This is a genomic window from Maricaulis sp. W15 (assembly GCF_001924955.1).
GTDB classification, from domain to species: domain Bacteria; phylum Pseudomonadota; class Alphaproteobacteria; order Caulobacterales; family Maricaulaceae; genus Maricaulis; species Maricaulis maris.
Map to the genome: position 1 here is coordinate 92,701 of NZ_LQXG01000020.1, position 26,467 is coordinate 119,167.

The 26,467-nt window shown below is 64.0% G+C and carries 25 protein-coding genes and 1 tRNA gene; 10 read left to right on the top strand and 16 right to left on the bottom strand.

What is annotated here, in order from left to right; translation table 11 throughout:
• Positions 1 to 81 precede the first annotated feature (81 nt).
• Together phbB and AWH62_RS14625 are read left to right on the top strand one after the other, a co-directional pair.
• Positions 82 to 807, top strand: a complete 726-nt coding sequence (phbB, locus tag AWH62_RS14620; RefSeq protein ID WP_075191334.1) for an acetoacetyl-CoA reductase — start codon at positions 82 to 84, stop codon at positions 805 to 807.
• 57 nt (positions 808 to 864) lie between these two features.
• On the top strand, positions 865 to 1,599 hold the full coding sequence (locus tag AWH62_RS14625; protein ID WP_158025641.1) for a DUF4908 domain-containing protein: 735 nt from the start codon (positions 865 to 867) through the stop codon (positions 1,597 to 1,599).
• Here AWH62_RS14625 and AWH62_RS14630 read toward each other — a convergent pair whose 3' ends face one another.
• On the bottom strand, positions 1,600 to 2,037 hold the full coding sequence (locus AWH62_RS14630) for a cupin domain-containing protein (protein WP_075191251.1): 438 nt from the start codon (positions 2,035 to 2,037) through the stop codon (positions 1,600 to 1,602). It abuts the gene before it with no gap.
• On the bottom strand, positions 2,034 to 2,804 hold the full coding sequence (gene gloB, locus AWH62_RS14635; protein WP_075191252.1) for a hydroxyacylglutathione hydrolase: 771 nt from the start codon (positions 2,802 to 2,804) through the stop codon (positions 2,034 to 2,036). Before gloB ends, AWH62_RS14630 begins: the two co-directional genes overlap by 4 nt.
• A gap of 96 nt (positions 2,805 to 2,900) precedes the next feature.
• Here gloB and AWH62_RS14640 point away from each other — a divergent pair, with 96 nt between their 5' ends.
• Positions 2,901 to 3,659, top strand: a complete 759-nt coding sequence (locus tag AWH62_RS14640) for a class I SAM-dependent methyltransferase (RefSeq protein ID WP_233128345.1) — start codon at positions 2,901 to 2,903, stop codon at positions 3,657 to 3,659.
• Positions 3,660 to 3,668: 9 nt separating this feature from the next.
• The gene (hisC, locus tag AWH62_RS14645; protein ID WP_075191254.1) at positions 3,669 to 4,757 is read left to right on the top strand and encodes a histidinol-phosphate transaminase; all 1,089 of its coding nucleotides are present in this window, start codon (positions 3,669 to 3,671) and stop codon (positions 4,755 to 4,757) included.
• Here the strand turns inward: hisC and AWH62_RS14650 are convergent.
• The 5 genes from AWH62_RS14650 to ftsE all read right to left on the bottom strand — a co-directional run bounded on the left by AWH62_RS14650 (position 4,754) and on the right by ftsE (position 8,904).
• A complete protein-coding gene (locus tag AWH62_RS14650) occupies positions 4,754 to 5,764 on the bottom strand; it encodes a DUF2125 domain-containing protein (protein WP_075191255.1) in 1,011 nt (336 codons plus the stop codon). The two genes, hisC and AWH62_RS14650, sit on opposite strands and share 4 nt — an antisense overlap.
• 2 nt (positions 5,765 to 5,766) lie before the next feature.
• Positions 5,767 to 6,501: a 1-acyl-sn-glycerol-3-phosphate acyltransferase gene (locus tag AWH62_RS14655; protein ID WP_075191256.1), complete on the bottom strand. Its 735-nt coding sequence runs from the start codon at positions 6,499 to 6,501 to the stop codon at positions 5,767 to 5,769.
• Positions 6,501 to 7,088, bottom strand: coding sequence for a YdcF family protein (locus AWH62_RS14660; protein ID WP_075191257.1), 588 nt, complete (start codon positions 7,086 to 7,088; stop codon positions 6,501 to 6,503). The genes AWH62_RS14655 and AWH62_RS14660 overlap by 1 nt, the downstream gene beginning before the upstream one ends.
• A 96-nt stretch (positions 7,089 to 7,184) precedes the next feature.
• Positions 7,185 to 8,090 (bottom strand): ABC transporter permease, encoded by a 906-nt coding sequence (locus tag AWH62_RS14665; RefSeq protein ID WP_075191335.1) that lies wholly within the window; start codon positions 8,088 to 8,090, stop codon positions 7,185 to 7,187.
• Positions 8,083 to 8,904: a cell division ATP-binding protein FtsE gene (ftsE, locus tag AWH62_RS14670; protein ID WP_075191258.1), complete on the bottom strand. Its 822-nt coding sequence runs from the start codon at positions 8,902 to 8,904 to the stop codon at positions 8,083 to 8,085. The genes AWH62_RS14665 and ftsE overlap by 8 nt, the downstream gene beginning before the upstream one ends.
• Positions 8,905 to 8,986: 82 nt before the next feature.
• On the opposite strand from ftsE, the gene AWH62_RS14675 reads away from it, so the two are divergent.
• On the top strand, positions 8,987 to 9,859 hold the full coding sequence (locus AWH62_RS14675) for an MJ0042-type zinc finger domain-containing protein (RefSeq protein WP_075191259.1): 873 nt from the start codon (positions 8,987 to 8,989) through the stop codon (positions 9,857 to 9,859).
• A 60-nt stretch (positions 9,860 to 9,919) separates the two neighbouring features.
• Here AWH62_RS14675 and AWH62_RS14680 read toward each other — a convergent pair whose 3' ends face one another.
• From AWH62_RS14680 to argH, 5 genes are all read right to left on the bottom strand, one after another.
• Positions 9,920 to 11,059, bottom strand: coding sequence for a slipin family protein (locus AWH62_RS14680; RefSeq protein ID WP_158025642.1), 1,140 nt, complete (start codon positions 11,057 to 11,059; stop codon positions 9,920 to 9,922).
• A gap of 351 nt (positions 11,060 to 11,410) precedes the next feature.
• A tRNA-Lys gene (locus tag AWH62_RS17030) sits at positions 11,411 to 11,484 on the bottom strand.
• Positions 11,485 to 11,648: 164 nt separating this feature from the next.
• The gene (locus AWH62_RS14685) at positions 11,649 to 14,201 is read right to left on the bottom strand and encodes a DUF4175 domain-containing protein (protein WP_075191261.1); all 2,553 of its coding nucleotides are present in this window, start codon (positions 14,199 to 14,201) and stop codon (positions 11,649 to 11,651) included.
• 80 nt (positions 14,202 to 14,281) lie between these two features.
• Entirely contained in the window at positions 14,282 to 14,419 is a 138-nt protein-coding gene (locus AWH62_RS17035; RefSeq protein WP_158025643.1) for a lipoprotein, read from the bottom strand.
• Positions 14,420 to 14,430: 11 nt separating this feature from the next.
• Entirely contained in the window at positions 14,431 to 15,849 is a 1,419-nt protein-coding gene (argH, locus tag AWH62_RS14690; RefSeq protein WP_075191262.1) for an argininosuccinate lyase, read from the bottom strand.
• Between the two features lie 27 nt (positions 15,850 to 15,876).
• Between argH and AWH62_RS14695 the strand changes: the two genes are divergently transcribed.
• Positions 15,877 to 16,464: a TlpA disulfide reductase family protein gene (locus tag AWH62_RS14695; RefSeq protein ID WP_075191263.1), complete on the top strand. Its 588-nt coding sequence runs from the start codon at positions 15,877 to 15,879 to the stop codon at positions 16,462 to 16,464.
• Positions 16,465 to 16,479: 15 nt separating this feature from the next.
• Here AWH62_RS14695 and AWH62_RS14700 read toward each other — a convergent pair whose 3' ends face one another.
• Entirely contained in the window at positions 16,480 to 17,031 is a 552-nt protein-coding gene (locus AWH62_RS14700; protein ID WP_075191264.1) for a hypothetical protein, read from the bottom strand.
• A gap of 441 nt (positions 17,032 to 17,472) precedes the next feature.
• On the bottom strand, positions 17,473 to 20,280 hold the full coding sequence (locus tag AWH62_RS14705) for a TonB-dependent receptor (protein WP_075191265.1): 2,808 nt from the start codon (positions 20,278 to 20,280) through the stop codon (positions 17,473 to 17,475).
• A gap of 240 nt (positions 20,281 to 20,520) precedes the next feature.
• Here AWH62_RS14705 and AWH62_RS14710 point away from each other — a divergent pair, with 240 nt between their 5' ends.
• The 4 genes from AWH62_RS14710 to AWH62_RS14725 all read left to right on the top strand — a co-directional run bounded on the left by AWH62_RS14710 (position 20,521) and on the right by AWH62_RS14725 (position 24,533).
• The gene (locus tag AWH62_RS14710; protein ID WP_075191266.1) at positions 20,521 to 21,558 is read left to right on the top strand and encodes a phytase; all 1,038 of its coding nucleotides are present in this window, start codon (positions 20,521 to 20,523) and stop codon (positions 21,556 to 21,558) included.
• Between the two features lie 9 nt (positions 21,559 to 21,567).
• Positions 21,568 to 21,867 (top strand): hypothetical protein, encoded by a 300-nt coding sequence (locus AWH62_RS14715; RefSeq protein ID WP_075191267.1) that lies wholly within the window; start codon positions 21,568 to 21,570, stop codon positions 21,865 to 21,867.
• Positions 21,868 to 21,919: 52 nt separating this feature from the next.
• Positions 21,920 to 23,032 carry a helix-turn-helix transcriptional regulator gene (locus AWH62_RS14720; protein WP_075191268.1) on the top strand — a complete coding sequence of 371 codons (1,113 nt, stop codon included), beginning with the start codon at positions 21,920 to 21,922 and terminating at the stop codon, positions 23,030 to 23,032.
• An 88-nt stretch (positions 23,033 to 23,120) separates the two neighbouring features.
• Positions 23,121 to 24,533 carry an amidohydrolase family protein gene (locus AWH62_RS14725; protein WP_083635235.1) on the top strand — a complete coding sequence of 471 codons (1,413 nt, stop codon included), beginning with the start codon at positions 23,121 to 23,123 and terminating at the stop codon, positions 24,531 to 24,533.
• A gap of 68 nt (positions 24,534 to 24,601) precedes the next feature.
• Here the strand turns inward: AWH62_RS14725 and AWH62_RS14730 are convergent, their stop codons facing one another.
• Both AWH62_RS14730 and AWH62_RS14735 read right to left on the bottom strand, forming a co-directional pair.
• Positions 24,602 to 25,531, bottom strand: a complete 930-nt coding sequence (locus tag AWH62_RS14730; RefSeq protein ID WP_075191270.1) for an electron transfer flavoprotein subunit alpha/FixB family protein — start codon at positions 25,529 to 25,531, stop codon at positions 24,602 to 24,604.
• 2 nt (positions 25,532 to 25,533) lie between these two features.
• Entirely contained in the window at positions 25,534 to 26,283 is a 750-nt protein-coding gene (locus AWH62_RS14735; protein WP_075191271.1) for an electron transfer flavoprotein subunit beta/FixA family protein, read from the bottom strand.
• Positions 26,284 to 26,467: the final 184 nt, after the last annotated feature.

Sequence of the window (26,467 nt, forward strand, 5' to 3'; positions counted from 1 at the left end):
CGCTCAAGGCGGTGTGCTGCAAGCGCGAACGCAATCGGCGGCAAAGCCGATGCGTAACGGACAGGTCCGGGGGGAATGATCATGACACGTACGGCGTTGGTCACAGGCGGAACGCGCGGCATCGGTGCCGCCATCAGTACAGCCCTAAAATCGGCTGGCCATACAGTGGTCGCCAATTATGCCGGCAATGAGGAAAAGGCACGGGCCTTCGCCGATGAAACCGGCATCAAGGTCGTGAAGTTCGACGTCGGTGATTTTGACAGTTCCGTCGCCGGCTTGGCGGAAGCGGAAGCCCTCGCCGGCGCCCCGGTCGACATTCTGGTCAACAATGCGGGCATCACCCGTGACACCATGTTCCATAAAATGAGCAAGGCGCAGTGGGATGAGGTGATCAATGTCGATCTCAGCTCCATGTTCAATGTCACGCGCCCGCTGATCGACGGACTGCGCGAGCGCGGTTGGGGGCGGGTGATCAACATCTCCTCGATCAATGGCCAGAAGGGGCAGATGGGACAGGTCAATTATTCGGCGGCCAAGGCCGGCGTGATCGGTTTCACCAAGGCCCTGGCCCAGGAAACCGCTCGCAAGGGCATCACCGTCAACTGCATCACACCGGGCTATATCAATACCGAGATGGTCGCTGCGGTGCCGGAAAAAGTACTGGAAAGCATCATCGCCGGCATTCCGGTCGGGCGGCTTGGTGAGGCGGGCGAGATCGGGGCGCTGTGTGTCTATCTGGCCAGCGAGGAGGCGGGTTTCGTGACCGGTTCGACGCTGACGATCAATGGTGGCCAGTATCTCGCCTGACATGAAATTCAGCTCTGCCCCAAATTTGCCGTCTTGGCGGTCATGATGCGTGTCGGGATGACGCGTTGGATTTTGGCCATACTTGTCGCCGCACTCGCTGCGGGCGCTGCAACAGGGATGCAAAACCCCCTGCGCGACCGGCTGTTGCGCAATGAGCGGACGCAGCAAGTATCGGGCTGGTTCCAGCGCGCCGACACCGGCGAATTCTTCCTGTTCGACCGATCCGGCGATGCTGCCCTGCTGCGCGAACGCGATGCGCCGGACAGTGAGGTTTTGGTCCTCTATCCGGACCGGGCACCGGGTGGCGGTACGGCCTTCATCACCGATACCGGCCGCGAGGTCATCCGGCTCACCGGCCTGGGTGGTGCGACGTATTTTCCCAGTGCCGCACCGGATGGTGTGATCGCGGATTTCGCAAGTCCGGCCGGTTCGCTGGCACCGGCGCCGCGGTCTCCGGAAGAGGTCCGCGCCAGGGCCGAGCAGCTGGCGAGCCAGATGGCGACCTCACTCGACCGGTCGATCTCGGTTGAGTATGCGCCGGCCCCGCGAGCCGGTCTGGGTGTGCAATACGATACGCTGCATATTATCGGCCTGGCCTTTGACAGCGTGCGTGGCGAGCGTCGGCGCTTGCGCGGCGTCGAACATGTCCGTGTCGCGCTGGGTGATGCGCCCGCCGCCTATCGCCAGGAAGCGACGCTCGTCGTCGTGATCGCGCCTGGCCTCGGCTATGCCGGAAGGCCGTCCTCTGCATTCATTGGCCAGGTCCTGCTCAGCGATCCAAGCGCGACCTGATCACGCCGCACCCGGTGACCAGCCTGGCGGGGCCAGCTCAAACCCCTCAAAATGAAAGCCCGGCGCAACCGTGCAGCCGACCAGCGTCCAGTCGCCGGTCGAACGCGCGCTTTGCCACACACCTTCCTGAACGACACCTTGCGGCCGTTCGCCATCGTCCAGCCTCGCGCCCAGGCGCAATGTCTCGACCTTGATCCCGTCGGCGCTGAGGCCCAGTTCCAGGGCGGCCCCGGCATGCCAGTGCCAGATCTCCACAGCGTCGACGCGATGCCAGTGCGAGCGTTCACCGGCGGCCAGCAGATAATAGATCGCCGTCGAGCGATCGCGGCCCCCGTCCGGGTCTGCGTCGCGCAGGGTCTCGGCATACCAGCCGCCCTCGGGATGCGGTTGCAGGCCGAGCGTCTCGATGATTCGGCGGGCGTCTTCAGGCAGGCTCAAAACATATCCTTTCGGCGGCGGATTTCGGCGAAGACATCGACATCGTCCGCTGTAGCCATGTCCAGGCGGGCGCGGATCGCCGGATCATCGGGGCGTAAAAAGGGATTGGCCGCTTTCTCGGCGCCGATCGTTGTCGGGACGGTCGGTTCGCCGCGCGCTCGCTCGCCCTCAACCATGGCGGCGTAGACCTGCAGGTCGCGATTGTCAGGGTCAATGCTCAGCGCAAAGCGGGCATTGGCTTCAGTGTATTCATGGGCGCAGTAAACGCGCGTCTCGTCAGGCAGGGCGGCGAGGCGGGACAGGGAATACCACATGTCGGCCGGTGTGCCTTCGAACAGTCGGCCACAACCGAGTGCAAACAGGGTGTCGCCGACAAAGGCGATCCCGTCCATTGGCAGATGATAACAGACATGCCCCATTGTGTGGCCTGGCGTGTAGATCACCTTCGCCTTGTGGCGACCCAGGCTGATGACATCGCCATTCTCAACCTCAACGGAAATTCCCGGGATGCGATGGGTGTCATAGCGCGGCCCGACGATTTTGGCCCCGGTCAGGGCCTGTATGGTCTCATTGCCGCCAGCATGGTCGAAATGGTGATGCGTGTTCCAGATCTGCGTGATCGTCCAGCCCGCCGCCTCAGCCTGGGCCAGGATGACATCAGCGTCCGGCGTGTCGATCGTGGCGGTTTCACCGCTGTCCGGGTCATGGATCAGGAAGCCGTAGTTGTCGGAAAGACAGGGAAACTGCCGGATGAGGAGTTCGCTCATTGTCCAAATGTCCGCTTGCGTTAGGCTGGTACCGCTGGGCCGTGGTCGGCCGGTCTGTGAGCCAGAGAACTTAGGCATCGCGCAGGAGTGTGGCCAGTGCGCCGTGACGTCCTTGAACTTGATCGTTTCTATCGCAGCCGCCAGGGCCGGACAGCGCATCGCATGATCGCGCGCCGGCTGGAGCCGATCTGGCCGGATGTCCGGGACATGGATGTGCTCGGCATCGGCTTTGCCAACCCCTATCTCGATATCTGGCAGGGACAGGCGCGGCGCTGCGTATCGCTGATGCCGGCGGCCCAAGGCGCCATTGTGCCGGGGCCAGACGGCGTGCCAACAGCGCTCGGCGATGAAACACACCTGCCCTTCCAGGAAGCCCTGTTCGACCGGGTGCTGCTGGTTCATGCGCTGGAGGAGACGGACTCGCTGCCCGCTTTGCTGCGCGAGGTCTGGCGGGTGATGGCGCCGGAAGGGCGGTTGATGATCGTCTCGCCGTCGCGCGCCGGCATCTGGGCCTGGCTCGACTCCACCCCGTTCGGGCATGGCCGCCCGTTTTCGCGCAGCCAGCTGACCCGATTGCTCGACGATGCCCTGCTCGTACCGACTGCTTGGTCGCGCGCCCTGTACGCCCCGCCCTGGGGTTGGAGCTCGCATCGCCGCATCGCCAATCTGTGGGAAGAGGTCGGCGAATATGCCTGGCCGGCGCTGGGCGGCCTGATCATGGTCGAGGCCGTCAAGCACAATGCTGGCGTCCTGCCCGGCCTGCGTACTGCGCGTGTCAGCAGGCGGGTACTTGAAGGGCAGAGCCAGCCCGCGTTATCTCCCCGGCGAGTGCCCACTCCGGCGCACCGGGACTGAGGAGTCATCATGTCTATTGAACCACGCGCCGGCATTCTGGACATCCGCCCCTACAAGCCGGGGTCTTCGGAAGCGCCCGGCATCGCCAATCCGGTCAAACTGTCCTCGAACGAGAACGCGCTCGGATGTTCGGCCAAGGCGGCCGAGGCGATGACGGCGATGGCGTCGAAACTCCATCTCTATCCCGATGGCGGCGCCACCAAGCTGCGTCAGGCCATCGCGGACGCCGAAGGGTTGGAAGCAGAAAATATTGTCTGCGGCACCGGGTCTGATGAACTCCTGCAGCTGCTCGGTAGGGCCTATCTCAATCCAGGCGACAAGGTCGTCCAGTCGCAATACGGTTTCCTCGTTTACCGGCTGGTGGCGATGCAGTGCGGGGCGCAGCTGGTCTCGGCACCCGAGCGGGATTATCGCAGCGATGTCGATGCCATTCTGGAAGCGGCTGGTGACGACACCAAGATCGTCTTCCTGGCCAATCCCAACAATCCGACGGGCACTTACATTCCTGACGCGGAAGTCCGGCGCCTGCGTGACGGTCTGCCGTCGTCGACGCTGTTGGTGCTGGACGCCGCCTATGCCGAGTTCGTGCGTCTTCCTGATTATGAGGCCGGTATTGAACTGGCGCGTGAGCGTGATGATGTCATCGTCACCCGTACCTTTTCGAAGATCCACGGACTGGCCGCGCTGCGTCTGGGCTGGGCCTATGGCAACAAGGCGATCATCGACGTGCTGCACCGGGTTCGCGGCCCGTTCAATGTCAATATGGCGGCGATCGAGGCCGGCACGGCGGCGATCGGCGACCACGAGTTCCAGACCCGATCGGCGGATCATAATGACGAGTGGGTGGCCTATTTGCGCCAGCAGATCGGTGGCCTCGGCCTCGAAGTGACACCGAGTGTGTGCAATTTCGTGCTGATCCATTTCCCGGAAACGCCGGGTCGGACTGCGGCGGAAGCAGATGCTTATCTGACCTCCAAAGGCCTGATCATCCGCGGTGTGGAGCCTTACGGCCTGCCCAACGCCCTGCGTGCGACGGTCGGGACCGAGGCCGAGAACCGCCGTCTGGTCGAGGCCCTGACGGACTTCATGAAAGCCTAATTGCCAAGGCCGCCCAAGCGGGCCGGTCCGAGATAGACGCCGCCATCGCGGATCCGGAAGGGCAGGGAGACCCCCTCCGGGCCGCGCGGTGCCATCATGGCGGCCACTCGCAGTGCTTCGCGGTTCTGTTCCGGAATCAGCCGCGCCTCCACCAGCGCTTCGGCGAGTGTGTCGGGATCGGTCACGCGCAGGGACAATCGGCCGTCGGGCCGGGCCATGCGGTCGAGGGTGAACTCGCCGACTGCCGTCAAATCTGCCGGACCCCATTGCAGCGCCGCATCGGTGATGTCGAGTTGGCCACCGGCCTGGCTCCAGGCCACCGCGTCGGCATTGCGGGCGAGTGACGCCCATTCGGTGACCGAAAATTCCATCCGCGCCATGCCGAGTGTTTCACCGAAGGCGCGCTCGACATCGCGGCTGAGCACGCCGGGCGCGGCCACCACATTCTCCGCCATCGCCCGGACATGCAGCGTGTTGTCGGCCTCGACAATGCCATTGAGATAGAGCGCGCCGATCGCCTGCACGTCCGGGGCATCGCCGGCGCGGGTCAGGATCGTGAAGTCGATCAACTCGGCGCCGACCCGCTCGGTCTCGCCAGCCTCGTTATAGACCAGGCTGATCCGGGCATCACTGGCACCCAGTTCGAGCTCGCTGCCCGGACCGTTGAGATTGTTGAGATAGGCCGGACCGCCGAAACGGACGATCCAGTGCGACAGGTCATGGGGGACGGCATGGGCCTGCAGGCTCGCCAGCTCGGCATGCCAGCCACCATCACTCGCCGGCGCGGTGATGCGCGGTGCACGGAAAGTCACCTGGAAGCGGTAGGGATAGCCGGAAACCGTCAACGCTTCGCGTTCGATCTCATAGCCGGCGGCTTCCTGCTCGGTGACCCAGCGCTCGACGGCGGCGCGGATCTGGGTGCTGGCATAGACCCAATAGGCCGAATACAGCAGGAAAACGAAGATGATCGCGCCGAACGGCAGGATGAAACGCAGGCGTCCGGTCATGATCAAATCTCTTTTGTTGCCAGTTCCGGGTCCGCAGCGAGGAGCGCGTCGGTGGCCTGGTTGATGCGGGCATGCAGCTCGCGCATGAAGTTGGCCTTGTCCAGTCCCGGCGCGATCGGTTCCAGGAACTCGACCACGATGAGACCGGGCTTGCGCAGGCCGCAATAGGTTTCCAGATGAACGCCGGAATTGAGCGCGACCGGGATGCAGGGCTTGTTCATCGACTTGTAGAGGCCGGCAATGCCCGGCTTGAACTCGGGCGCCTCGCCCGGGCGCACGCGGGTGCCTTCGGGAAAGATCAGGACCTGGCGATTCTCCGAGCCGCGCTTTGCGGCGTCACGAAGCATGCCTTTAAGGGCCTTGCCACCGCCATCCCGGTCGATCGAGATATTGCCGAGCTTGACCGCGAACCAGCCGAAAAAGGGCATGTAGACCAGTGATTTCTTCAGGATGATCGCCGGGTCGGGCAGGATTTCCCAGAAGGCCAGCGTCTCCCACATGCTCATATGCTTGGAGGCGACCAGGGCGCCGCCATCGGTCAGGTGTTGCCGGCCGCGCACCTCGAACCGGACGCCCAGGATCCAGCGCATCCCGAACCAGACCACTTTGAGATAGACCCGAAGGATTTTTCGCGCCCAGTGACGCGGTCCGAGCAGGAGCGGGGTTCCGATCAGGCCGAACACTGTCATCAGACCATACATCCAGATGTAAAAGGCCAGAGATCTCAACAAGCGCATCAGGCGTCTTCCACAGTCGGGGTCAGCGAATGGCGCAGCTGCACCGTCGTGTATTTGGCATATTCCTGGAGCCAGAGGCGCAGCCCGCGAACGTCTTGCCACGGTGCTGGCGTGCGGACCGGGTAGGGGATGAGGTCGACGCCGGGCATATTGCTGCGGAACTCCAGAAGGCTGCGCGGCAGATGATAGTCTGACGTCACGATGATCAAGCGATCATAACCGTTGGCCCGCACATAGGCGGCCGCTTCGCGGGCATTGCCGACCGTGTCGGTCGCCTCGCGGCCCAGCGTCACGCAGCACGCGAATGCCGTGTCATCAAGGCCGGTATGGCGGCGGATATCGGCGGTGGTCGCAGATGGATTGACGCCGGAGATCATCAACTGTCCGGCGCGCCCGTCCTGCAATAACTGACCGCCAGCCGCCAAGCGGCCGGCGTCTCCCGTCAGGACGATGATGGCATCGACCGAAACATTATCGTCCGGAGCCTCATAGCCGGCCACCTTGCCGGCATAGTCGGCAAAGCCGATCGCGCTGACCAGCACGATCACAAAGCACAGGCCGCGCAGCCAGAACCAGCTCCGCTTCATACTGTCCTCCCGGAATTCCGGTCCGGCGCCAGGCCGGATGTGTGAACCCTCACCAAGGTCGAGCCTCATGTCTGAAACGGGCAGATTTATGGTCGTTCACCAGCGCCCCCGCAAATCGGACGCCACCGCCAATCGCGCCGAAACCGCGGCGGTTAGCCCGGCCAGGACTGGAGCGGCGGCAAGCAGGACAAATTCGAACGGATCAGACGCCCATTGCGGCAGGAAAAACGCCATGTCGGCCGGGGCATCCCCGAGGCTGACGAGCAGGGAGACGAGGCCGGCGAAGACCGCGCCCGCGACCCCGGCCTTGAGTCCCAGCATGAAAAAGCGGCGTTGGAAAAGGCCGGCAATAAACCGGTCCTCGGCGCCGCACAGATGCAGGGCGTCGATGACGTCGAGACGCGCGGCGAGACTGGCACGGGCCGCGAAGGCGATCACTGCCGCGGCGGCACCGGCCAGCAGTGCCAGCAATCCCAGCCCGAGCGCCTGGGCTGATCCTGCGGCGCGGCGGACGGCATCGGACCAGCGGCCATGATCGTCAATCCGCGCCATCATGCCTTCCGCATCGAGCTGTGCCTGCAGGGCGGCGGTGTCGATTTGCGCGTCGGAGCGGGTTCGCACATCGACCAGTAAGGGCAGGGGCAGGTCGTCGGGCAGATTGCCTTCGCCAAGCCAGGGGGTGAGCAGGGCCAGCGCGTGATCGCGGCCGCGCGATGTCGCGCGCTCGACGCCGGGCAAGGCCGCGGCCAGTTCGGCAGCCCGTCCGGCATCGGCTTCGGCGTCGCGGCCTTCGACGGGACGGATCTGGATGGTCAGTGAGGTCTCGAGATCCGTTGTCCAGCGCTGCGCCTGGAGCCAGGCACCACGCGCCCCCAGGGCGGCGATACAGGCCAGGAAGACGAGGATAGCGGCGACCACGAAGAGCGGCCGGTCGCGACCGGCATCCGGGGGCAACAGGCGACCATTGCCGCCGGCTGGTGGTTTGGGGATGGCGCTACTCATCATCGTCCCCGTCGTCCGCGATGTCTGTCTCGTGTGGCTCGACGCTGCTGCGCGGGGCTGCAGCGGCCGGCGCCGCGGCGATGCGATCAGCTTCGGCTTCCGCCTCGGCGGCCTCCTGCATGCGCAAGCGTTCGCTGCGCGGCGGGCGGATGTGCAGATGGCCGTTCGACAGCGTCATCACCGGTGCATCGAGCATGCGCACCAGCTGCAGGTCGTGGGTGGCGATGATGATGGTGGTGCCCAGTTTGTTGAGCTCTGCAAACAGTCGCAGCAGGCGCATGCCCATTTCCGGATCGACATTGCCGGTCGGTTCGTCGGCGATCAGGACTTCGGGCTGGCCAACCACGGCGCGGGCAATGGCGACGCGTTGCTGTTCGCCGCCGGACAGGGTGGCCGGCAGGGCATTCATCTTGTCACCCAGGCCGACCCAGGTGAGCAATTCGGCCACGTCTTCGGCGTAGTCCTGACGTTTGCGACCCGCGACCCGTAGCGGCAAAGCGACATTGTCGAACACATTCATGTGGCCGAGCAGGCGAAATTCCTGGAACACCACCCCGACCCGCCGTCGCAGGTCCGGAAGCTCATTGCGCGGCAAAGTCGCGGCATCACGGCCGAAATAGCTGATCAGCCCGCGCGAGGGCTTGGCGGCGAGGTATATCAGCCGCAAGAGCGAGGTTTTGCCGGCTCCGGACGGTCCGGTGAGGAATTGGAAAGAACCGCGTGGTAAATCAAAAGACAAATCGCGCAGAATCTCCGGTCCCCGGCCATACCGCATGCCGACATTGTCGAAGCGGATCACCGGCTCCGGGTCCATGTGCGGCGACTGGGATGAACTCGGGCTGATGGAAATCCTCCATGCGTTCGGGAGAGCCGAAGAAGATGTGTAGACGACTCATATGAGCATAGTACTCAGCTGTCCGTCATGTACCACGCGTTACCGTGCCAATCCCAATGCGATTGGCACGAATGGTCGTCGTGTGCGCTGTGCCTCGTGCGGTCATGTCTGGACGGCCGAGATGGAAGATCCCAGCGATCTGCCCAGCCTGCAACCGGCCCCGCCCGTGAAACCGGATGCCCCGGACGAGGATGCCGGGGGCGAGAAAAAGGTCCACACAGCCTTCCGCGAACGCCAGGAAAAGAAACGCCGCACCCTGTCGGCCGCCGCCGCCGGTGGCGCCTGGGGTGGTTTGTTGGCGGCCTGTACCGTCCTGTTCGTGTGTGCCTGGATCTTCCGCGTCGATGTCGTGACCCTTTGGCCGCGGGCCAGCTCGGCCTATGCCGCGGTCGGCGCGACGGTCAATCCCTGGGGCTATGATGTCGGTGAGCTGGATGTGACCCGTGAGGTCGATCATGGCGTGCCGCTGCTGGTCATTGAAGGCGATATCCACAATTTTGACCGCCGCGCCCGCGCCATTCCCGGCCTGCGGGCCATCCTGCGCGATGAACATGGCGAAGCGGTACTGGAGTGGACAATCTCGATGCCGGCCGGCCGCCTTGGTGCGGGCCGTCGCCAGGATTTCCGCACCGTGGTCTCCGATCCGCCACCGGACGCGGTCGAGGTCGAGGTCGTCCTGATGGAAACACCGGCGCATGGCAATGCTGATAGCGGCCATCAAGACGCCGGGGCCTCAGATGGTGCAGCCGCTGACGACGTCCACACATCGGAACTGGACACAGCCGCCGTGACGGATCACGCACCGGCGCCCGAACATGGCCCTCCGGCGGACCAGCACGCCTCAGCCGAACCGGTCGAGACCGGCCAGCACTGAGCGCTTCACCGTAGGGCCCAACTGAAAAAAGGGCGAACCGGTTGACCGGTTCGCCCTTTCTCACGCGTCCTGCTTGGCGCGGGACTTGCCCATCAGCGTGTCGATCAGCGCAGGCAGGCCAGCGCCGTCAGCAGACTGATGAATATCGATCCGGCCGACCTTGTCGGTCAGTCGTTCCAGCGCTTCCAGCTCCTTGAGCCGCATCAGTGCCGGATGATCCTCCATCAGTCGCGCCGTGTTGAGGAGGGCCCGCGTTGCTGCGGTTTCCTCGCGACGACGGACCAGGTTGGCCTCGGCCGCCTTTTCGGCCTCCACCACCTTGTTCAGCATGTCACGCATCTCACCGGGCAGGATGACATCCTTGATGCGCAGATCACTGACCTGCACACCAGTGTCGGCCAGACGATCACGCAGATGTGCCGTGATCTCCCGGTCAACTTCGATGCGGTCCTTCAACAGCCCGTCCAGGGTCCGGCCAGCCACCGCTTCGCGGGCGGCGAACTGGACCAGCTTGTAGATGTGCGCATCGGCATCCGTCAGAGCCTTGGCGCGCAACACCGGATCCGTGACCCGGGTGAAGGCCGTCAGGTTCAGGCGGATCGTGACACGATCCCGGGTCAGCACTTCCTGTGCGGTGACATCGAGCGCGGTTTCCCGCATGTCGACGCTTTCGATCCGGACCAGACGGTCCGCCGCCCAGAAGGCGTGACGACCCGGGTCCAGGCGCTCACGCAGGGCACCGTCGACAAACAGCAGGCCAGCACGTTCGCTCGCAATCCGGGCCTGTACGATGGCCGTTCCTGCGTACGAGGACCAGCGATCAGCCAGACGCGGGTCGATCCGGTCGGCCCCGGCAAGATCCACCATTTCGACGCGGATGTCGTGCATGACCGTCCAGAAGGCGCGGGTCACACCGTGCGGTACAAGCGCGTGCGGTGCTCCATCCAGCGTTACCAGAGCCAGGGTGCCGGCTTGCGGTTGAACGTAGACGAAGTTCCCCTCGGCCAGGTCCGGGCGTGCGCGGAGGACCTGGTTTGCGAGTTCGAAATCGAGGATCGCCCGGCGCGTGTCGAAAATTTCGACGTGGATACGGGCCAGCGGATCGAGCCACTGATGGCGACCGGCGCCGACGAGATCGACAATTGCGCGATCGCGCCGTACCAGGCCACGTTCGTGTTCGGCCAGAACGGCCGTGGTCATAATCATATCAAAGGCCTTTCTTGTTCTTTTTGGTCAAAGGCTTGGCAGGACTGCCAGGACCGTTCGACGGAACGCGCACGGGGTGGGCGTTCAGGCGACAGGTCCCGGCCTTTAAAGGACCTGTCGCGAGGAGGCTTCAGCCGCTAGGCGGCGTTCAGTCTCCGAAGCAACACGCCCTCGGGCGGTTCGTCGGCGCCGGTATCCCGCGCACCGCAAAGTGCGGGCGCCGTCTGCCGGTCTGCCGGGCGTTTGAAGGCCGGCCCGAGGGTCGGCAACAAATGACTCAGGCAGGGGCGCGAACGCTCCTGGCAGCCTGGTTCAACAGTCAGGTAAATCGACTTTGCGGGTCGAGGCTTTGGACGGGGATTTGAACCCCGATATCCATGATTAAAGGTCATGTGCTTTACCAGATCAGCTTTCCAAGCATTCCCGCATGCAACCGGGACACGGGACGGGCAGGACCCTCCGTGCCGGCGGGGTCTCACGAGCCCCCACATTCGGGAGGCGGGTTCTGACTGAGGTGGGGCCCACAATCAACCACTATGTTGCGAAAAAATCCCGGTGTGGCACATTAACCACAACCCGGGTATCAGAACCGGTCGAGCAGGCGCTCGATATAGTCGAGCTCTTCCTGTGGCCGGCCGGCTTCGGCGGCGCGGCGGCGCAGTTCTTCAAGGATATCACGGGCGCGGGCGCGGCTCATTTCGTCGGGTACTTCGACGCCGGCGCCATCAGCAAAGGCGCCTTCGGCCGGACGTCCGAGCGGGTCACGATTGTCCTCGCCTTCGCCCATCTGGCTGCCGTTTTCCTGCATCCGCTCCAGGAGATCGCGGGCCAATTGCTCGGCGCCTGAGCGCAGATCGGCCAGCGCTTCTTCCTGCGCCGCGAGTGCGCCTTCGGTGTCGCCATTGCGCAGCGCCTCTTCGGCTTGGCGCATGGCTTCGCCGGCCCCGCCGAGCGCCTCTTCACCCTGACCGGGCAGGGCATCGGCGGATTCGGAGAAGCGCTGGGCCAGCTGCCCCTGGGCATCGGCGAGCGCTTGCGCGCTCTGGCCGCCGCCGCTCTGGTTTTCCGCCAGTGTCTGCGGCCCGTCGCCGGATTGCTGGCCTTGCTGTTGCTGGCCGGAGGAATTGCCCGATTGTGGCTGGCCGGTGCCGCCTTCTTCCTGTGACAGGCCGAAAGTCTGGTCCTGCAGATTGCGCTGCTCGCCGATCACCTCGCCCAATTCTTCCAGGGCGCGGGCGATGGCTTCGGAAATCGGATCGCTCTGCTGGCCTTCGCCCTGACCCTGGCCGAGTTGCATCTGCATGTTGCGCAGCATTTCCGACAGGGCGGCGAGCGCCTGACGGGCATCAGCGGTGTTGCCCAGCTCGGCGGCATCGCGCAGCGCGTCGAGCATTTCCTGCAAGCCTTCCGAGTTGAGGTTGGAGCCTTGTCCGCCCTCGGCGAAATTGCCTTCTTCGGCTGCTTCGCGTGCCATTGCGGCCATGTAGTTCTGCATGGCTTCCTGGTAGGCCTCGAACAGGGCCGCGAGCTCGGTCTCGTCGGCACCGCGGGCCAGGGCTTCCATCAGCGCCCGCTCGGCTGCCCGCAGCGCCGCCTCGGCATCGGCCAGCGAGCCGAGTTCGGCCCGCAGGGCGATCAGCCAGAGATCGCCTTCCAGATCACCCAGCGCCGCCTGGTCGCGCTGGCGGCGCAGCCGGTGCAGCGCCTCGCGCAGGCCGAGATAGACGATCGGATCGTCAAAGAAATATTCCGGTGCATCCGAGATCGCCGCCAATCCGCGCGCGACTTGCTGCAGACCTTCCGGCGCGCGCTCGATCCGGCGGGCCGGGTTTTCGGTGAAATAGGCGGGGCCGGCGGGGATGTCTTCGGCGAACAGCGGCGCCGGTTCGTCCAGTGGCGCGTAGGCGGCGTCGGACGCCATGACATTGCGGCGCTGTTCAGCGACGGCCCGGGCCAGGGCGTCGAGGAAAACGCGGGCCGGCAGGGTGATGCCGAGTTCCGGCGAGCGACCGATATTGCCGGCGGCATCGGTGGCGACCATGCGGACCTCGACCCGGCTGCCGGCGAGCGGATGGCGGGCGGTCTCCAAGAGGGTCGACATCGCGTTGTTGTCGCCGGTCGGTGTGACGGCCGTGGTCTCGATCTCGAGCGTCTGCCAATCGCCGCGTGACTCTTCCTCGCGCAGCTCCAGCGCATAGCCGGTGGCGCCATAATCATCGGTCACCGTGAAATCGAGATCGAGTTCTCCGGCGGCGGTTGAGTCCGGCACAGCGGTCAGCCGGACGCGGGGCGGTGTGTCGGGGGTCACCGTGATTGACCAGGTTTCGCGGGTGCCCGGCGCGGCAAGGCGCAGGCTGGCATCGAGATCGACCGGTTGCCGGATTTCCCAGACACTGTCGCCGATCTCATTGCCGTCGGTGCGTTGGCGGCCGTCGGCGTCGCGGAGTGTGAGGCGGGGCTGACGACGCGAGCCGGCAATGCGGGCGACGAAGGTCGAACCTGCGGGCACGACCGCCTCGCGACTGTCAGCAGCGAGGAAGATCGGGGCGCGGCCGGTATAGGCGGGGGGATCAATCCAGGCGTCAATCGAAAGCGTGTCGCCACCGGCGATGATGGGTGTCAGCGAGAAAGCCTCGCCAACCCGGTCGCGGGCGGCAGGGCCGGCGACCAGCCAGCTCACCACGAGGCCGAGCGCCAGCATGCCGCGCACGGCGAAACCATCATGGCGGGCCCAAGCCGCGTGCGGGCGCCGTGCCCGGGCCGATTTGAGCCGTACGGCCATGCGGCGCTGGTGTTCGTGCCAGACCCGCTGGGCGATCGGGTCGGCGTCGCTCGGCTTGTCGGTCAGGGCTTCATGGGGGCGGGCGGGAATATCCGAGTCAGTTTCGACGCGGCGGGCCATGTCGTCAGCATCAGGCCAAACAAACCGCCGCAGGCCGGGGCGCGTCAGCCAGACAGCGAGCGCGAAACTGGCAATGGCATAGATGGCGCGCCACGGATCGCCGAGCATGTCCCAGCTGCCGAGCAGCGACAGGATGAGATAGCCCGTGATCCAGGCCAGGGCTGGCCAGATGACCGGAACAGACCGCTCCCAGACGAGCGAAAACCAGGCAAGGATCAAGGATGTGCGACGCATGGCGGAAAATCTATCACGCCGAACCGGAATAACGAGGCTTCGCTGCATTACGATTTGGTGAGCCGCGAAGCGTCAAATCCCTATTCGCCGCTATCCTCTTCAGCCGGCGGCTGGTCGCCCCACAGCGGGTCGGGGCGTTCCAGATTGCCGCGCAGGCCGCAAGCCGCGACAGCGAGTGCGCTGAGCATGACAAGGGTGAATGTGGCCAGACGTTTCATCGCAATAACCCTCAGCAACCCAGACGGTCTTTCCAGACCGTCACTTGTTCACGGACCCGCACCGGTGATGTGCCGCCGAAACTGGTGCGGCTCGACATTGATGCCCGCGCACTCAACACGGAAAACACGCTGTCGTCGATAGCCGGTTCGATGCTTTGCATTTCGGCCAGGGAGAGCTGCGCCAGCGGCACGTCGCGGGCTTCGGCCAGTTTGACGATCGAGCCGGAAATATGGTGTGCATCACGGAAGGGCTTGCCCAGTTCGCGCACGACATAATCGGCCAGGTCGGTGGCGTCGGAATAGGCCTCGCCGGCGGCCTCTTCGAGCGCGGCCGGGAAGAAGGTGAGGTCGGCGGCCATGCCGGCCATTGAGAGCAAGGCCAGTTCCAGGTCATCGATCGCCTGGAAGACCGGTGCCTTGTCTTCCTGCAAATCCTTGGAATAGGCGAGCGGCAGGCCCTTCACCACGGTCAAGAGTCCGGTCAGCGAACCGCTGATCCGGCCCGGCTTGGCGCGGACCAGCTCGGCGGCGTCTGGGTTGCGCTTTTGCGGCATGATGGACGAGCCGGTCGACCAGGCATCCGACAGGGTGGCAAAGCCGAAACGGCGCGTGCACCACAGCACGATCTCTTCGGCAAAGCGTGACAGGTTCACGGCGCAGATCGCGGCAGCCGAGAGGACTTCCAGCGCAAAATCACGGGCCGCGACGCCGTCGAGCGAATTGGCCATGGGGCGATCAAAGCCGAGCGCTTTGGCGGTCATCTCGCGGTCGATCGGGAAGGCGGTACCGGCCAGTGCCGCACAGCCCAGCGGGCTTTCATTGAGGCGTTTGCGGGCATCGGCGAAGCGACCGCGATCACGCTGGGCGACCTCGACATAGCTCAGCAGGTGATGACCGAGCGAGACCGGCTGGGCGGTCTGCAAATGGGTGAAGCCGGGCATGACCTGGTCGGCATGGGTTTCGGCCTGTTTGACGAGCGCGGTCTGGTAGGCGGCGAGCATGGCGTCGATGCGGTCGCAGGCATCGCGCAGCCAGAGGCGGAAATCGGTGGCGACCTGGTCATTGCGCGACCGTGCCGTGTGCAGGCGGCCGGCCGGTTCGCCGATGATGTCCTTCAGGCGCGCCTCGACATTCATGTGCACGTCTTCCAGCGCCGCCGACCACGGAAAGTCGCCGGCATGGATTTCCGAGCGGACCTGTTCCAGCCCGCGCTGGATCGCCGCAGCATCCTCGCTTGAAATCACACCCGTTGCGGCCAACATTTGGCTGTGGGCCAGGGAACCGTCAATGTCCTGATCCGCCATGCGCTTGTCGACGTCGATCGAGGCGTTGATCGCTTCCATGACTGCGGAGGGACCGGCCGAAAAGCGGCCGCCCCACATCGCACTGGAAGTTTTGGTCGGCGCGTCGTTCGGTGTGTCGTCAGCCATGTCGGTATGCCCGTGGAGGAGATAGAGATGAAGATGTCGCCGCTCAAGGCTGCACTGATTGCCATGCCCCTGATTGGTATTGCGGGCCTTCTATACGTGGTGTTTTCGGCCATGGACAAGGGCGAAACCGGCCCGCTGGACAGCTATGCCCATGGCGAGATGCGGGCTTTTGTCTCCATCGATGATGCGCCGTCACAGCCGGACCTGGTCTATGTCGACGGCGATGGCGGCGAGGTGCGCCTGTCGGATTATCGCGGTCAGGTGATCCTGGTGAATTACTGGGCGACCTGGTGTGGCCCCTGCGTCGAGGAAATGCCGGCCTTGTCGCAGCTGCAGGCCGAGCTCGGCGGTGACGACTTCCAGGTGGTGACGGTGACGCTGGACCGCTCCATCGAAGACGCCCGTGAATTCCTGACGCGGATGGAGTTGGGCAATCTGCCACTGATCCACGACGTGACCTTCTCCAGCCCCAGCCAGGTGCGGGCAATCGGCCTGCCGATGTCCATTCTTTATGACGGCCAGGGTCGCGAGATCGGCCGGGTGCCGGCGCCGGCGGAGTGGAATAGCGAGGACGCCTATGCCCTTATCCGGGCCGCGATCCGCCGCAATATCTGACCGGGTCCGTTGGGGCTAATTGCACCGTTCGACGTTGTAGGTCCGGCAATAGCTTCCATCCGGCGGGCAGATTTGTTCTTGCACCATTCGGCACTGACGGTTGGTCCCGCTATTTGTTGATCCGGAGCCGTTTCCCATCGCGCCCGAAAGCATCAAGCCGCCGAGCGCCCGGATGGCCGGATTGGCAGCGCCGACGGGTCGACAGGTTCCGGGGAAGTCGTGATAGGTGACACAACGGACCTGATTGTTCGTGAATGTCACTCTCACCCAGCCGCCACGTCCGCCATTGTAGGTATAGTCGCCTTGGATGACGGCGTCGCCCGAGTTGGGTGTGTGAGAAAGGATACGCGCATTGCGCATGCTTCCATTGTCATAGCGATTGAACAACCATGAGCGCGAATCCCGGGCGACAACATCGTTCAATAACTGCGCGACTTGGGCGCCGTCATTTGCGGCGGTCTGGCTGGTGCCTGCGGTTTGATTCTGACCGGGTTTGACCTGCGCGTCTGTCGGAGCGCAAGCGATCATCAACGCGATGGTCGCGATTGTTTTTGGCCACAATTTCATGCCATCCCCCTAGGTTGAAGAATTCCGCATGGGCATCTTAGGTCGCGCCGACTTAGGGGCAAGCGAAATCGGGTCCTGGGCGGCAATTTGTTATAGTGTCGATCAGCAGTTCTGCCTTGCTGAGAAAACGGGCCGCTCCGATGTCTCGGGGCGGCCCAGTTGTTTGCATCTCGGAGGGATAAATCGAGTCGCAAACCCGTTCGGGGAGGAGCGGGTTGGCGCTCTTCTAGGGGCGGGATGCGACGTTGGAATGACAGGATGGCGATGCTTGTGTGTCGGGTCGGAAGAATTCGCAGTGTGAAAATATTGCAATATTTTTAGGTTGTTACCGCTCTGCAGCAAGAAAGTTTCCCGCGCGCGAAAATTTCGCCTGACACAAGAAAAAGCGCTCCGGACCCTGTGGTCCGAAGCGCTCTTCATACCGGTTGATGTGACGGCGTCTTAGTAGGTGACGCGGACACCGAAGACGGCGGACCAGCCGTATTCTTCGAACTGCTCAACCCGGTCGATACCGTCCGGACGGGTGACCGCGCGGAAGGGCTCGTCGGTGACGTTCTTCAGATCGGCGAAGATCTGAAGCGTGTCGTTGAATTCGAACTTGGCCGAGAGGTCGAGCTGGCTGTGCTCGAGCACCCAGCGGTCTTCGTCGGCACCGCCGCGGATCTCGTCGAGGAATTCCGAGCGGGTCGACAGCACGGCGCGCAAATCCCATGGGCCGTTGTCATAGCCGAGCACCGCATTCCAGACCGTGTCGGACTGGCGCGGCAGCGGAACGATGCGGCCGTCAGGCAGGACCGCTTCACTGTCGGTGGCGGTGTAGTTGAAGCCGACGATGAAGCCTTCGACCGGCAGGAAGTCGAGGGCCTGCTGGTAGTTGAACTCGAGGCCCGACACTTCGGCGTTCGGCAGGTTGATGAAGGAGGCAGCTTCGTCGAAGAAGCGGCCATTCAGCGTGATGTCCTCATAACCGACACCGGCGATGACATTTTCCAGGTCCTTGTTGAAATAGCCGAGGTAAACGACCGCGTCGTTGTTCGGATACCATTCGATGGAGACGTCAAAGTTCTCGGCTTCCAGGCGCTCGAGGTCCGGATTGCCGAATTCGCCCTCGACTTCGTCATCATCGTTCTGCTCGACCAGGATGCGCGGGGCAAACTGGCCCGGGTTGGGACGCTGGATCGAGGCAAAATAGCCACCGCGGACGATCACGTTTTCCGTCAGCTCATAACGGGCCAGGATCGACGGCAGGACGTCGGTATAGTCGTCAGACGCAGAGGTCGGCGTCACATAGACCGTGTCTTCCAGCTGGACCACACCGTTCACCGTGGAGTCTTCCTCGGCGAGGAAGGTTTCGTAGCCACGGGCGGCCATGTCGGTCTGCTCGACACGGACACCACCGACCAGACGCAGCGGACCGTTTTCGATGGATCCCATCAGATAACCGGCCATGACATCTTCCTCGACGCGGTAAGACGCGCCGAAACTGTCGATATCACTGTCATTGGCTTCGTAGTCGAGGCTGCCCAGGTTCGAGAAGAAGAAATCGCGGACGCTGGTCGGATTGGCGACAGGACCGATCGGGCCCTGGCCGTAATCGACCGTCCGGACGACCTCGGAAAGGAGCAGGTTTGCGTCGTCATAGACGTCGAAATCCAGCGCAAACTTCTTGTCCCGCGTGCGGGCCCGGACACCGTATTGGACATAGCCCGGCATCGTGCCGAAATTCATGTCATGGCGGATGTTCAAGGCGGCCGCATATTCGCGGTCCTGCGACAGGCCATTGGTCAGTTCGAAACCGGCATTTTCGTAGTTTGAGGCGTCAAAAACACGATCCGTGGTGACGCCGCCACCAAAGCCCAGCTGCGGGCGCAGCGGGTTCGTCGAGTCGACCGTGAAGAGCTCGCCGTCTTCAAACTCATAGCTGAAATCCGTATCGAGACGGTTCGGCTCGGCTTCTTCCGCATAGACGTAGGACAGCGACCAATCGACCGAGGTATTGCCGTTCAACCATTCACCACCGAAATCGGTTGCGAAGATCATCTGGGTTTCGAGGCGATCCTTGATGTCGCGGTCGATTTCCATCTCGTCGGCTGTGAAGACAGCCAGATTGCCGGACGAGTTGGTGTCGTCATATTCGGCATCTTCGAACTTGATCTCGACGCGGTTGCGGTATTCCGCATCCGAGAAGTCAGACCAGGTCGAGCGCGAATAAAGGGTCAGGTCATTGTTGACGCGGTAGTCGAAATTCAGGGCCGCCGTCGTACGTTCGCGGGTCACCTGATAGTTGCGCATCTCGACTTCATTCGGGAAGGCGACGCTTTCGTCGACATCCCAGCCGCCATCGACCTCGAAGCTGTCAGAGCCGAAGACGCGCTGCTGGTAGGACAGCGAGCCGGCGACGCCGAGACGTCCGTCCATGAAGTTGTTGGCGAAGTTGATCGAGCCGCGGTGGCCGAATTCCTGCTCCATGTCGGAGTAGAGGCCGGCGACGCGGGCGCGCAGATACATGTCATCGACATCGAGGCCGGACATGGTTTCGATTTCGACATTACCGCCGATGCTGTCGCCATCCATGTTCGGAAGCAGCGATTTGTTGATCACGACGGAGGAGAGCACATCGGCGTCGATGACGTCGAGGCCGACCTGGCGGTCTTCCGCTTCCGGGGACACCAGGCGGACACCATTGATCGAGGTGGAGACCAGGTTCGGGTCAAGGCCACGGATCGACACGAAGCGGCCTTCGCCCTGGTCGTTGAGCACGTTCACGCCGACGGCGCGGCGGGCGGCTTCGGCGACATTCTCGTCCGGGAACTGGCCGATGGCGTCGGAGGACAGGACCGCGACATTGCCGTCATTGGCGCGCTGGCGCGACAGGGCGGAGTTCAGGGCGCCGCGCTGGCCCATGACCAGGATGTTGTCCATGTATTCGACGTCGTCACCCAGGGTGATCGTCGGCGACACGGTGTCGGTGACCGTGGCGAGGGTCACATTGTATTCGCGGGCCGGGGCACCGACATAGCTGACGCGCAGCGTGTAGTCACCGGCGGCGAGGCCGGTGACCCGGAAGGTGCCGTCAGCGCCGACCGTCGTCGTCTGGCCGGTTTCCATGATGCGGACGATGGCACCCTCAAGTCCGACGGACTCGGAGGCGTCTGTGACACGACCGGCAATGGTGCCGGCCTGGGCAGCGGTGGCGGCCGCGAGCGCGAGCACGGAGGCCGTGCCGAGCATGGCGATGGTCTTCTTCATGGGAGTCCCCCTCACATGTACATGACTGATGCCTTGCCCGGGCGGGCAAAGTTGCGGCCTCTATGCGCGGGGATCAGCGACATGATGATGACGCTTCGATCTCACCTCCGTGTCGTTTTCTTGTCGAATTCGCGAATTGCCGTATCAACGGCGCGTCTGTCACGGAAGTGTCGTAAAATCAGGGCTTATCGCCCTGATTTCCCCGTGTTATCGGCGCCTGTTGCCGACCGGAGACATGTCATGAAAAACCTGCTTGGACTACTCGCTGGCGCCAGTGCCTTGGCCGCCTGCAGCCAGGGGCTGCCACCGGTCGCGATCGAGGCGAGCGTTGAAACCGCCAGTGTCGCGGGCACGGGTGATGCCGCCGATGATCCGGCCGTCTGGGTCGCCGCCAATCCGGCTGACAGCCTGATCTTCGGCACTGACAAGGACAATGGCGTCTACGTCTACACGACGACCGGCGCGGAGCACGCCTATCTGCCCGAGGGGCGGCTCAACAATGTCGATGTCCGTTACGGTTTTGATCTTGGCGACCGCGTGGTCGACATCGCAGCGGCGTCGGACCGGTCCAATGGCGGTATTGCCTTCTTTTTCATCGATCCGGCGTCGCGTGACGTCTCCTATGTCGGCGCCGTGACCGTCGCGAATGTGACCGAGCCCTACGGCTTCTGTCTCTATCGCTCACCGGTCGACCAAGCGCTCTACGCCTTCCTCTCCGACAAGGAGCCGGGCACGTTCGTCCAGTATGCGCTGGGCTGGGATGGCACCATGGTCACGACACAAGAAGTGCGCCGGGTCACCCTGGGAACAATCGCCGAGGGCTGTGTTGCCGATGACCGCACCGGCCAGCTCTACATGAATGAGGAAAATGTCGGCGTCTGGACCATGGGGGCCGAGCCCACTGACCCCACCGAGCCGCAGCCGATCGCCGCGACCGACGGTCGTGAAATCACCGCCGATGCCGAAGGCGCGGCCCTGCTGCCGCAAGGCGAGACCGGCGGCTGGCTGGTCGTCTCGAGCCAGGGCGACAATACCTATGCGGTCTATGAGCTGGAGAGCCATGCCTTTGTGACGCGCCTGCAGATTGTCGACGCCGCGATTGACGGGGCCACCCATACGGACGGGCTCGACATCTCCGCCGCCAATCTCGGCCCGGACTTTCCGGCCGGTGTGCTGGTGGTCCAGGATGACGAGAATGATACCGGCGGCCAGAACTTCAAATTTGTCGACTTGCGCGCGGTGGTCGCGGCGATTGAGACGGCAGCGCCAGCCGACTAGGGTTTCGGGATGGCTCTACTCGTCCCGATCGTCCTCGTTGCCATCCTCCTGTTTCTCGCCTTGCGCTACCGGTCGCGCGATGGCGGGCTGAGAGCCTGTCTTTGGCGCCTCGAGCAATCCCTGGTCGGCGCGCTTGAAAACGGAACAGTGGCCGCGGCCCTGCCCGCCGATCCGGCCGCCTTGCAGGAGGCGCCGGAGCATCTCTACCGCCTGCTCGTCGACGCGTTGACGCGCGATGACCGGGAGACCCGTTTGCGCGCCATCGCGGCGATCCGTGAGTATCGCGATTTTCGCGGCTGGAAGGTGTGAGCGCGACAAGTGTGAGGATTGTCATCCGACGACCGGAGGCTAGACTCACGCGATGACCCTGCTTGCCGTCAACCTGCTGCAATTTGCCCTGATCGCGGTCGCCGGCCTCGGCTTCGTCCTCACCGTGACGCAGCCGCGCTTGCGTGCGGTATCGGCGCTGCTGGCAATGTCAGCGACCTGGATGGTCTTCAACTTCCTTGAGGAAACCGCCGGCTTTCGCGATATCTGGCTGGTGACGCCAGCCTTCCGCCTGGCCTATCCCCCGCTGGTCTATCTCCTCGCCCGCGGCGTGATGATGTCCGGGCCGGCCTTGCGCTGGCGCGACTGGCCGCATGCCGTGCCGTTTCTGCTTGCGCTGGCCCTGACGCCACAGATCGGGCTTGTTGAACACGGTGCCCGGATCAGCCTGTTTGCCTATTCCGCGGCGACGCTCCTGCTGATCCGTCGTTTTCACCGCGCCACCCGGGACATGCGTTCGGATGCCCGGACCATCCAGCTCAACTGGATGGTCGCGATGATCGCCTTCTACATCGTCGATGGTGTGTTCGATATTCTGCGCATGGACGCGCATTGGCTGCACCCGTACTGGCCTTGGCTGGGCACGCAGTCGGCCTATGCGTTCCAGATTGCGGTGTCGTTGGTTTTTGTTTGCGTGCTGGTCGTTCTGGCTGTGCAGCATGGTCGCCTGTTCTCGGGCCTCGATGAGGGGGCCTTGGTCGCCTGGGCCGAAGGGCGCGCTTCAACTCGATCTGCCGATGATACAGCCATGGCCAACGAGGCTGCGACTGCCGATTTCGCGCGCGTCGAGGCCGCGGTCCGTGACGAGGCGCTCTATACCGAACCGCGCCTCACACGGCAGGAGGTCGCGGTGGCCTCCGGCCTCACCGAGCGGGCCGTGACCCTGGCCATCAAGTCGGCGACAGGCCGGAATTTCAACGACTATATCAACGCGCTCCGGATCGAGGATGTCTGTGCAATGATGCGGGAGGATGCCCGCACCGGGACCCGCCAGCGTGTGATTGATCTCGCCTTCACGGCCGGCTTCAGCTCCAAGTCCGTTTTCAACACCGTCTTCAAGCGTGAGACCGGGCAGACGCCGTCGGCCTATCTCGGCGCTATGGATGCCCCGCCGGTCGGTCCTGAATCCGGTCCGGCCGCCAGCTGACGTATTCCGCACGTCCGGAATCCGGATATCGGGCGATCTGTCGGGACGCCCGTGATCCTGTCCTCCCGTCAGCAAACGGGAGACAGACATGCTTCGACTTTTCATGGCCCTCGGCCTTCTGCTCAGTATCGCCGCCGCGGTGCTGGTCGCATTGGCGCATCAACTGCCGGAGGCCATGCGTCCGGATCGCGACGCGCCACGCTCCTATCTGATCGCCAATGCCAGCCTGCTCGACCCTGCGACCGACCGCGTGCAGACGGACGGGCATGTTCTGGTGGTCGACGGGCGGATCGAACGCGTCGGGACCGGCGCCCTGCCGGCCCGGCCCGACGGCGTCGAACTCATTGATGCGGGCGGGCGTGTCCTGATGCCGGGCCTGATCGATGTTCATGTCCATGTTTTCGACGAGACGGATCTGGCGGCGGGCCTGGCGCGCGGCGTCACCACGGTGCGCAATATGGGCGGCTTTCCCTTCCACCTGCCGCTCGCCTCCCGCATCGAACGGGGCGAAATCCTGGGGCCGCGCCTGCTGACGACCGGTCCGATCCTCAATGAGGTCGGCGGTCGCAATGGCAATGCCCTGCATGAAGCGGTCGACGGTGCCGAGGAGGCGCGGGCGAGCGTGCGTCGGCAATACGCCGCCGGCTTTCGCCACCTCAAACTCTATTCCAACCTGTCCCGGGAAAGCTTCGCGGCCATTCGCGACGAGGCAGCCGGTCTGGGCATGACGATGAGCGGGCACCCCGTCGAGGGCACCGAGGCCGATCCGGTCGACTTTGCAGCCTCGCTGGATGCCGGCTTCCGGACGCTGGAACACACCGAGTCGATCGTCTGGTATGCGTTGAATGACGAGATGGACCCGGCGGGCGTACGCCAGCTGGCCGAGCAGATCGCCGCCTCCGGCACAATGATCGACCCGACCCTGGTCGTGCATGAAAACCTGGCCCGGATCGTCGAGACCGGCGGTGCCCATATCACCCGCCCGGTCATGGCGAGCTATAATCCGGTGATTGCCGGCTTCGAGCAGGACAATTTCGAATTCTGGGCGCAATACCCGCATGATGACCGTACCCGCATGCAGGCCTTCTATGTCGAGGTCACCGGCGCCCTGCACGAAGCCGGCGTGCCGCTGACAGTCGGGACGGATTCCGGTGTGATGGTCACGCCGCATGGTGTCTCGACCGTGCGTGAGATGGAGATATTGGTCGATGCCGGCCTGACACCGATGGAAGCCATCCGGGCTGCGACGTTGAACGGCGCGCAGGCGCTGGGGCTGGAGGGCGAGGTCGGATGCCTGGCGCCGGGCTGTGCCGCCGACCTCATCCTGCTCAACGGTGATCCGGCACAGGATATCGCCCGGCTCTACGAGATCGAGGCCGTGATGCGCGATGGCCGTTGGCTGGATCGCGACGCGCTGGCGGCGCTCGAAGAGGCGGGGCATCATCCCTCAACGCTTCGCACCTGGTGGCGTCTGGGGCAGCACACCCGGGCGATCGGCTGACATCTGGCCGACAAGAAAAAGGCCCGGCTGAACCAGCCGGGCCTTGATCATTTCAATGTGGCGTCAGCCTAGCCGAGCGCGGCGTCGAGCTCGGGCAGGGCGTTGAAGAGGTCCGCGACCAGGCCGTAATCGGCGACCTGGAAGATCGGCGCTTCCTCGTCCTTGTTGATGGCGACGATGACCTTGCTATCCTTCATGCCGGCGAGGTGCTGGATGGCGCCGGAAATGCCGACGGCAATGTAGAGCTCCGGGGCGACGACCTTGCCGGTCTGGCCGACCTGGTAGTCATTCGGGACATAGCCGGCATCGACGGCGGCGCGTGAGGCGCCAACGGCGGCGCCCAGCTTGTCGGCGATCTTGTCGAGCAGGTGGAAATTGTCACCGGATTGCATGCCGCGGCCGCCGGAAATGACGATCTTGGCGGCGGTCAGTTCCGGACGGTCCGACTTGGACAGTTCCTCGGACACAAATTCCGACTTGAACGGCCCGGAAGCGGCACCGAGATCCTCGATGCTGGCCGAGCCGCCATCGCCGGCCTTTTCAAAGGTGGTCGGGCGGACGGTGATGACCTTTTTCGCGTCGGAAGACTTCACCGTCATCATGGCATTGCCGGCATAGACCGGGCGGATGAAGGTGTCCGGTGCTTCGACGGCGGAGATTTCCGAGATCTGCATCACGTCGAGCTTGGCGGCGACGCGCGGCATGAAATTCTTGCCGGACGTGGTCGCAGCCGCGAGCACGGCGTCATAATCCGCCATCAGCGGAGTGACGAGCGCGTCCATGGCTTCCGCCGTCGGCTTGGCGAGGACGTCGCTCTCGGCGTGCAGCACCTTGGCGACACCGTCCAGCTTGGCAGCGGCATCGGCGACGGCCTGGGCACCGGAACCGGCGACGAGGACATGGATGTCGCCACCCAGGCCCTTGGCAGCGGTGACGACCGCGCGGGTCGCGTCGTTCAGCGTGGCATTGTCGTGTTCGGCAATAACGAGAACAGCCATGATCAGATCACTCCCGCTTCATTTTTCAGCTTGTCGACCAGTTCGGCGACGCTTTCGACCTTGATGCCGGCTTCGCGCTTGGGCGGCTCGGTGACCTTCAAAACGCTCAGGCGCGGAGCGGTGTCGACGCCGTAATCGGCCGGAGCCTTGGTGTCGATCGGCTTGCGCTTGGCCTTCATGATGTTGGGCAGGGAGGCGTAGCGCGGCTCGTTGAGACGCAGATCGGTGGTGACCACGGCGGGCAGGGTGAGCGACAGGGTCTGCAGGCCGCCATCGATTTCGCGTGTGACCTTGGCCTTGCCGTCGGCAATCTCGACTTCTGAGGCGAAGGTGCCTTGCGGCCACTCTAGCAGTGCAGCGAGCATCTGGCCGGTCTGGTTGTTGTCGCCATCAATGGCCTGCTTGCCGAGCAGCACGATCTCCGGGCTCTCCTCGTCGACCACGGCCTTCAGGAGTTTGGAGACGGCGAGCGGCTCGACCGCATCATCGGTCTGGATCAGGATGCCGCGATCGGCGCCCATGGCCAGGGCCGTGCGGATCGTTTCCTGGGCCTGTGCCGGACCGATGGAGACCACGATGATCTCTTCGGCCACACCCTTTTCCTTGAGACGGATCGCTTCTTCGACCGCGATCTCGCAGAACGGGTTCATGGACATTTTGACATTCGCGAGGTCGACGCCCGTTTGGTCGGGCTTGACGCGGACCTTCACGTTGTAATCGACGACCCGTTTGACGGGGACGAGAATCTTCATGCTGGGGCTCCGGTTGGCCGCGCGCGGAAATAAGGTTCGCGCACCTGACAAGAATAGGCCGGAAACCTGCCTTCGCCGGTACGGTAAGTCAATGCATCCAGCTGGCTTACGCCAGCGTCAATTCGCAGTTGCGGTATTGTCGGTATGGCGGGTGGGTCAGCGAAGTTATGGTCTCTATGGTCAT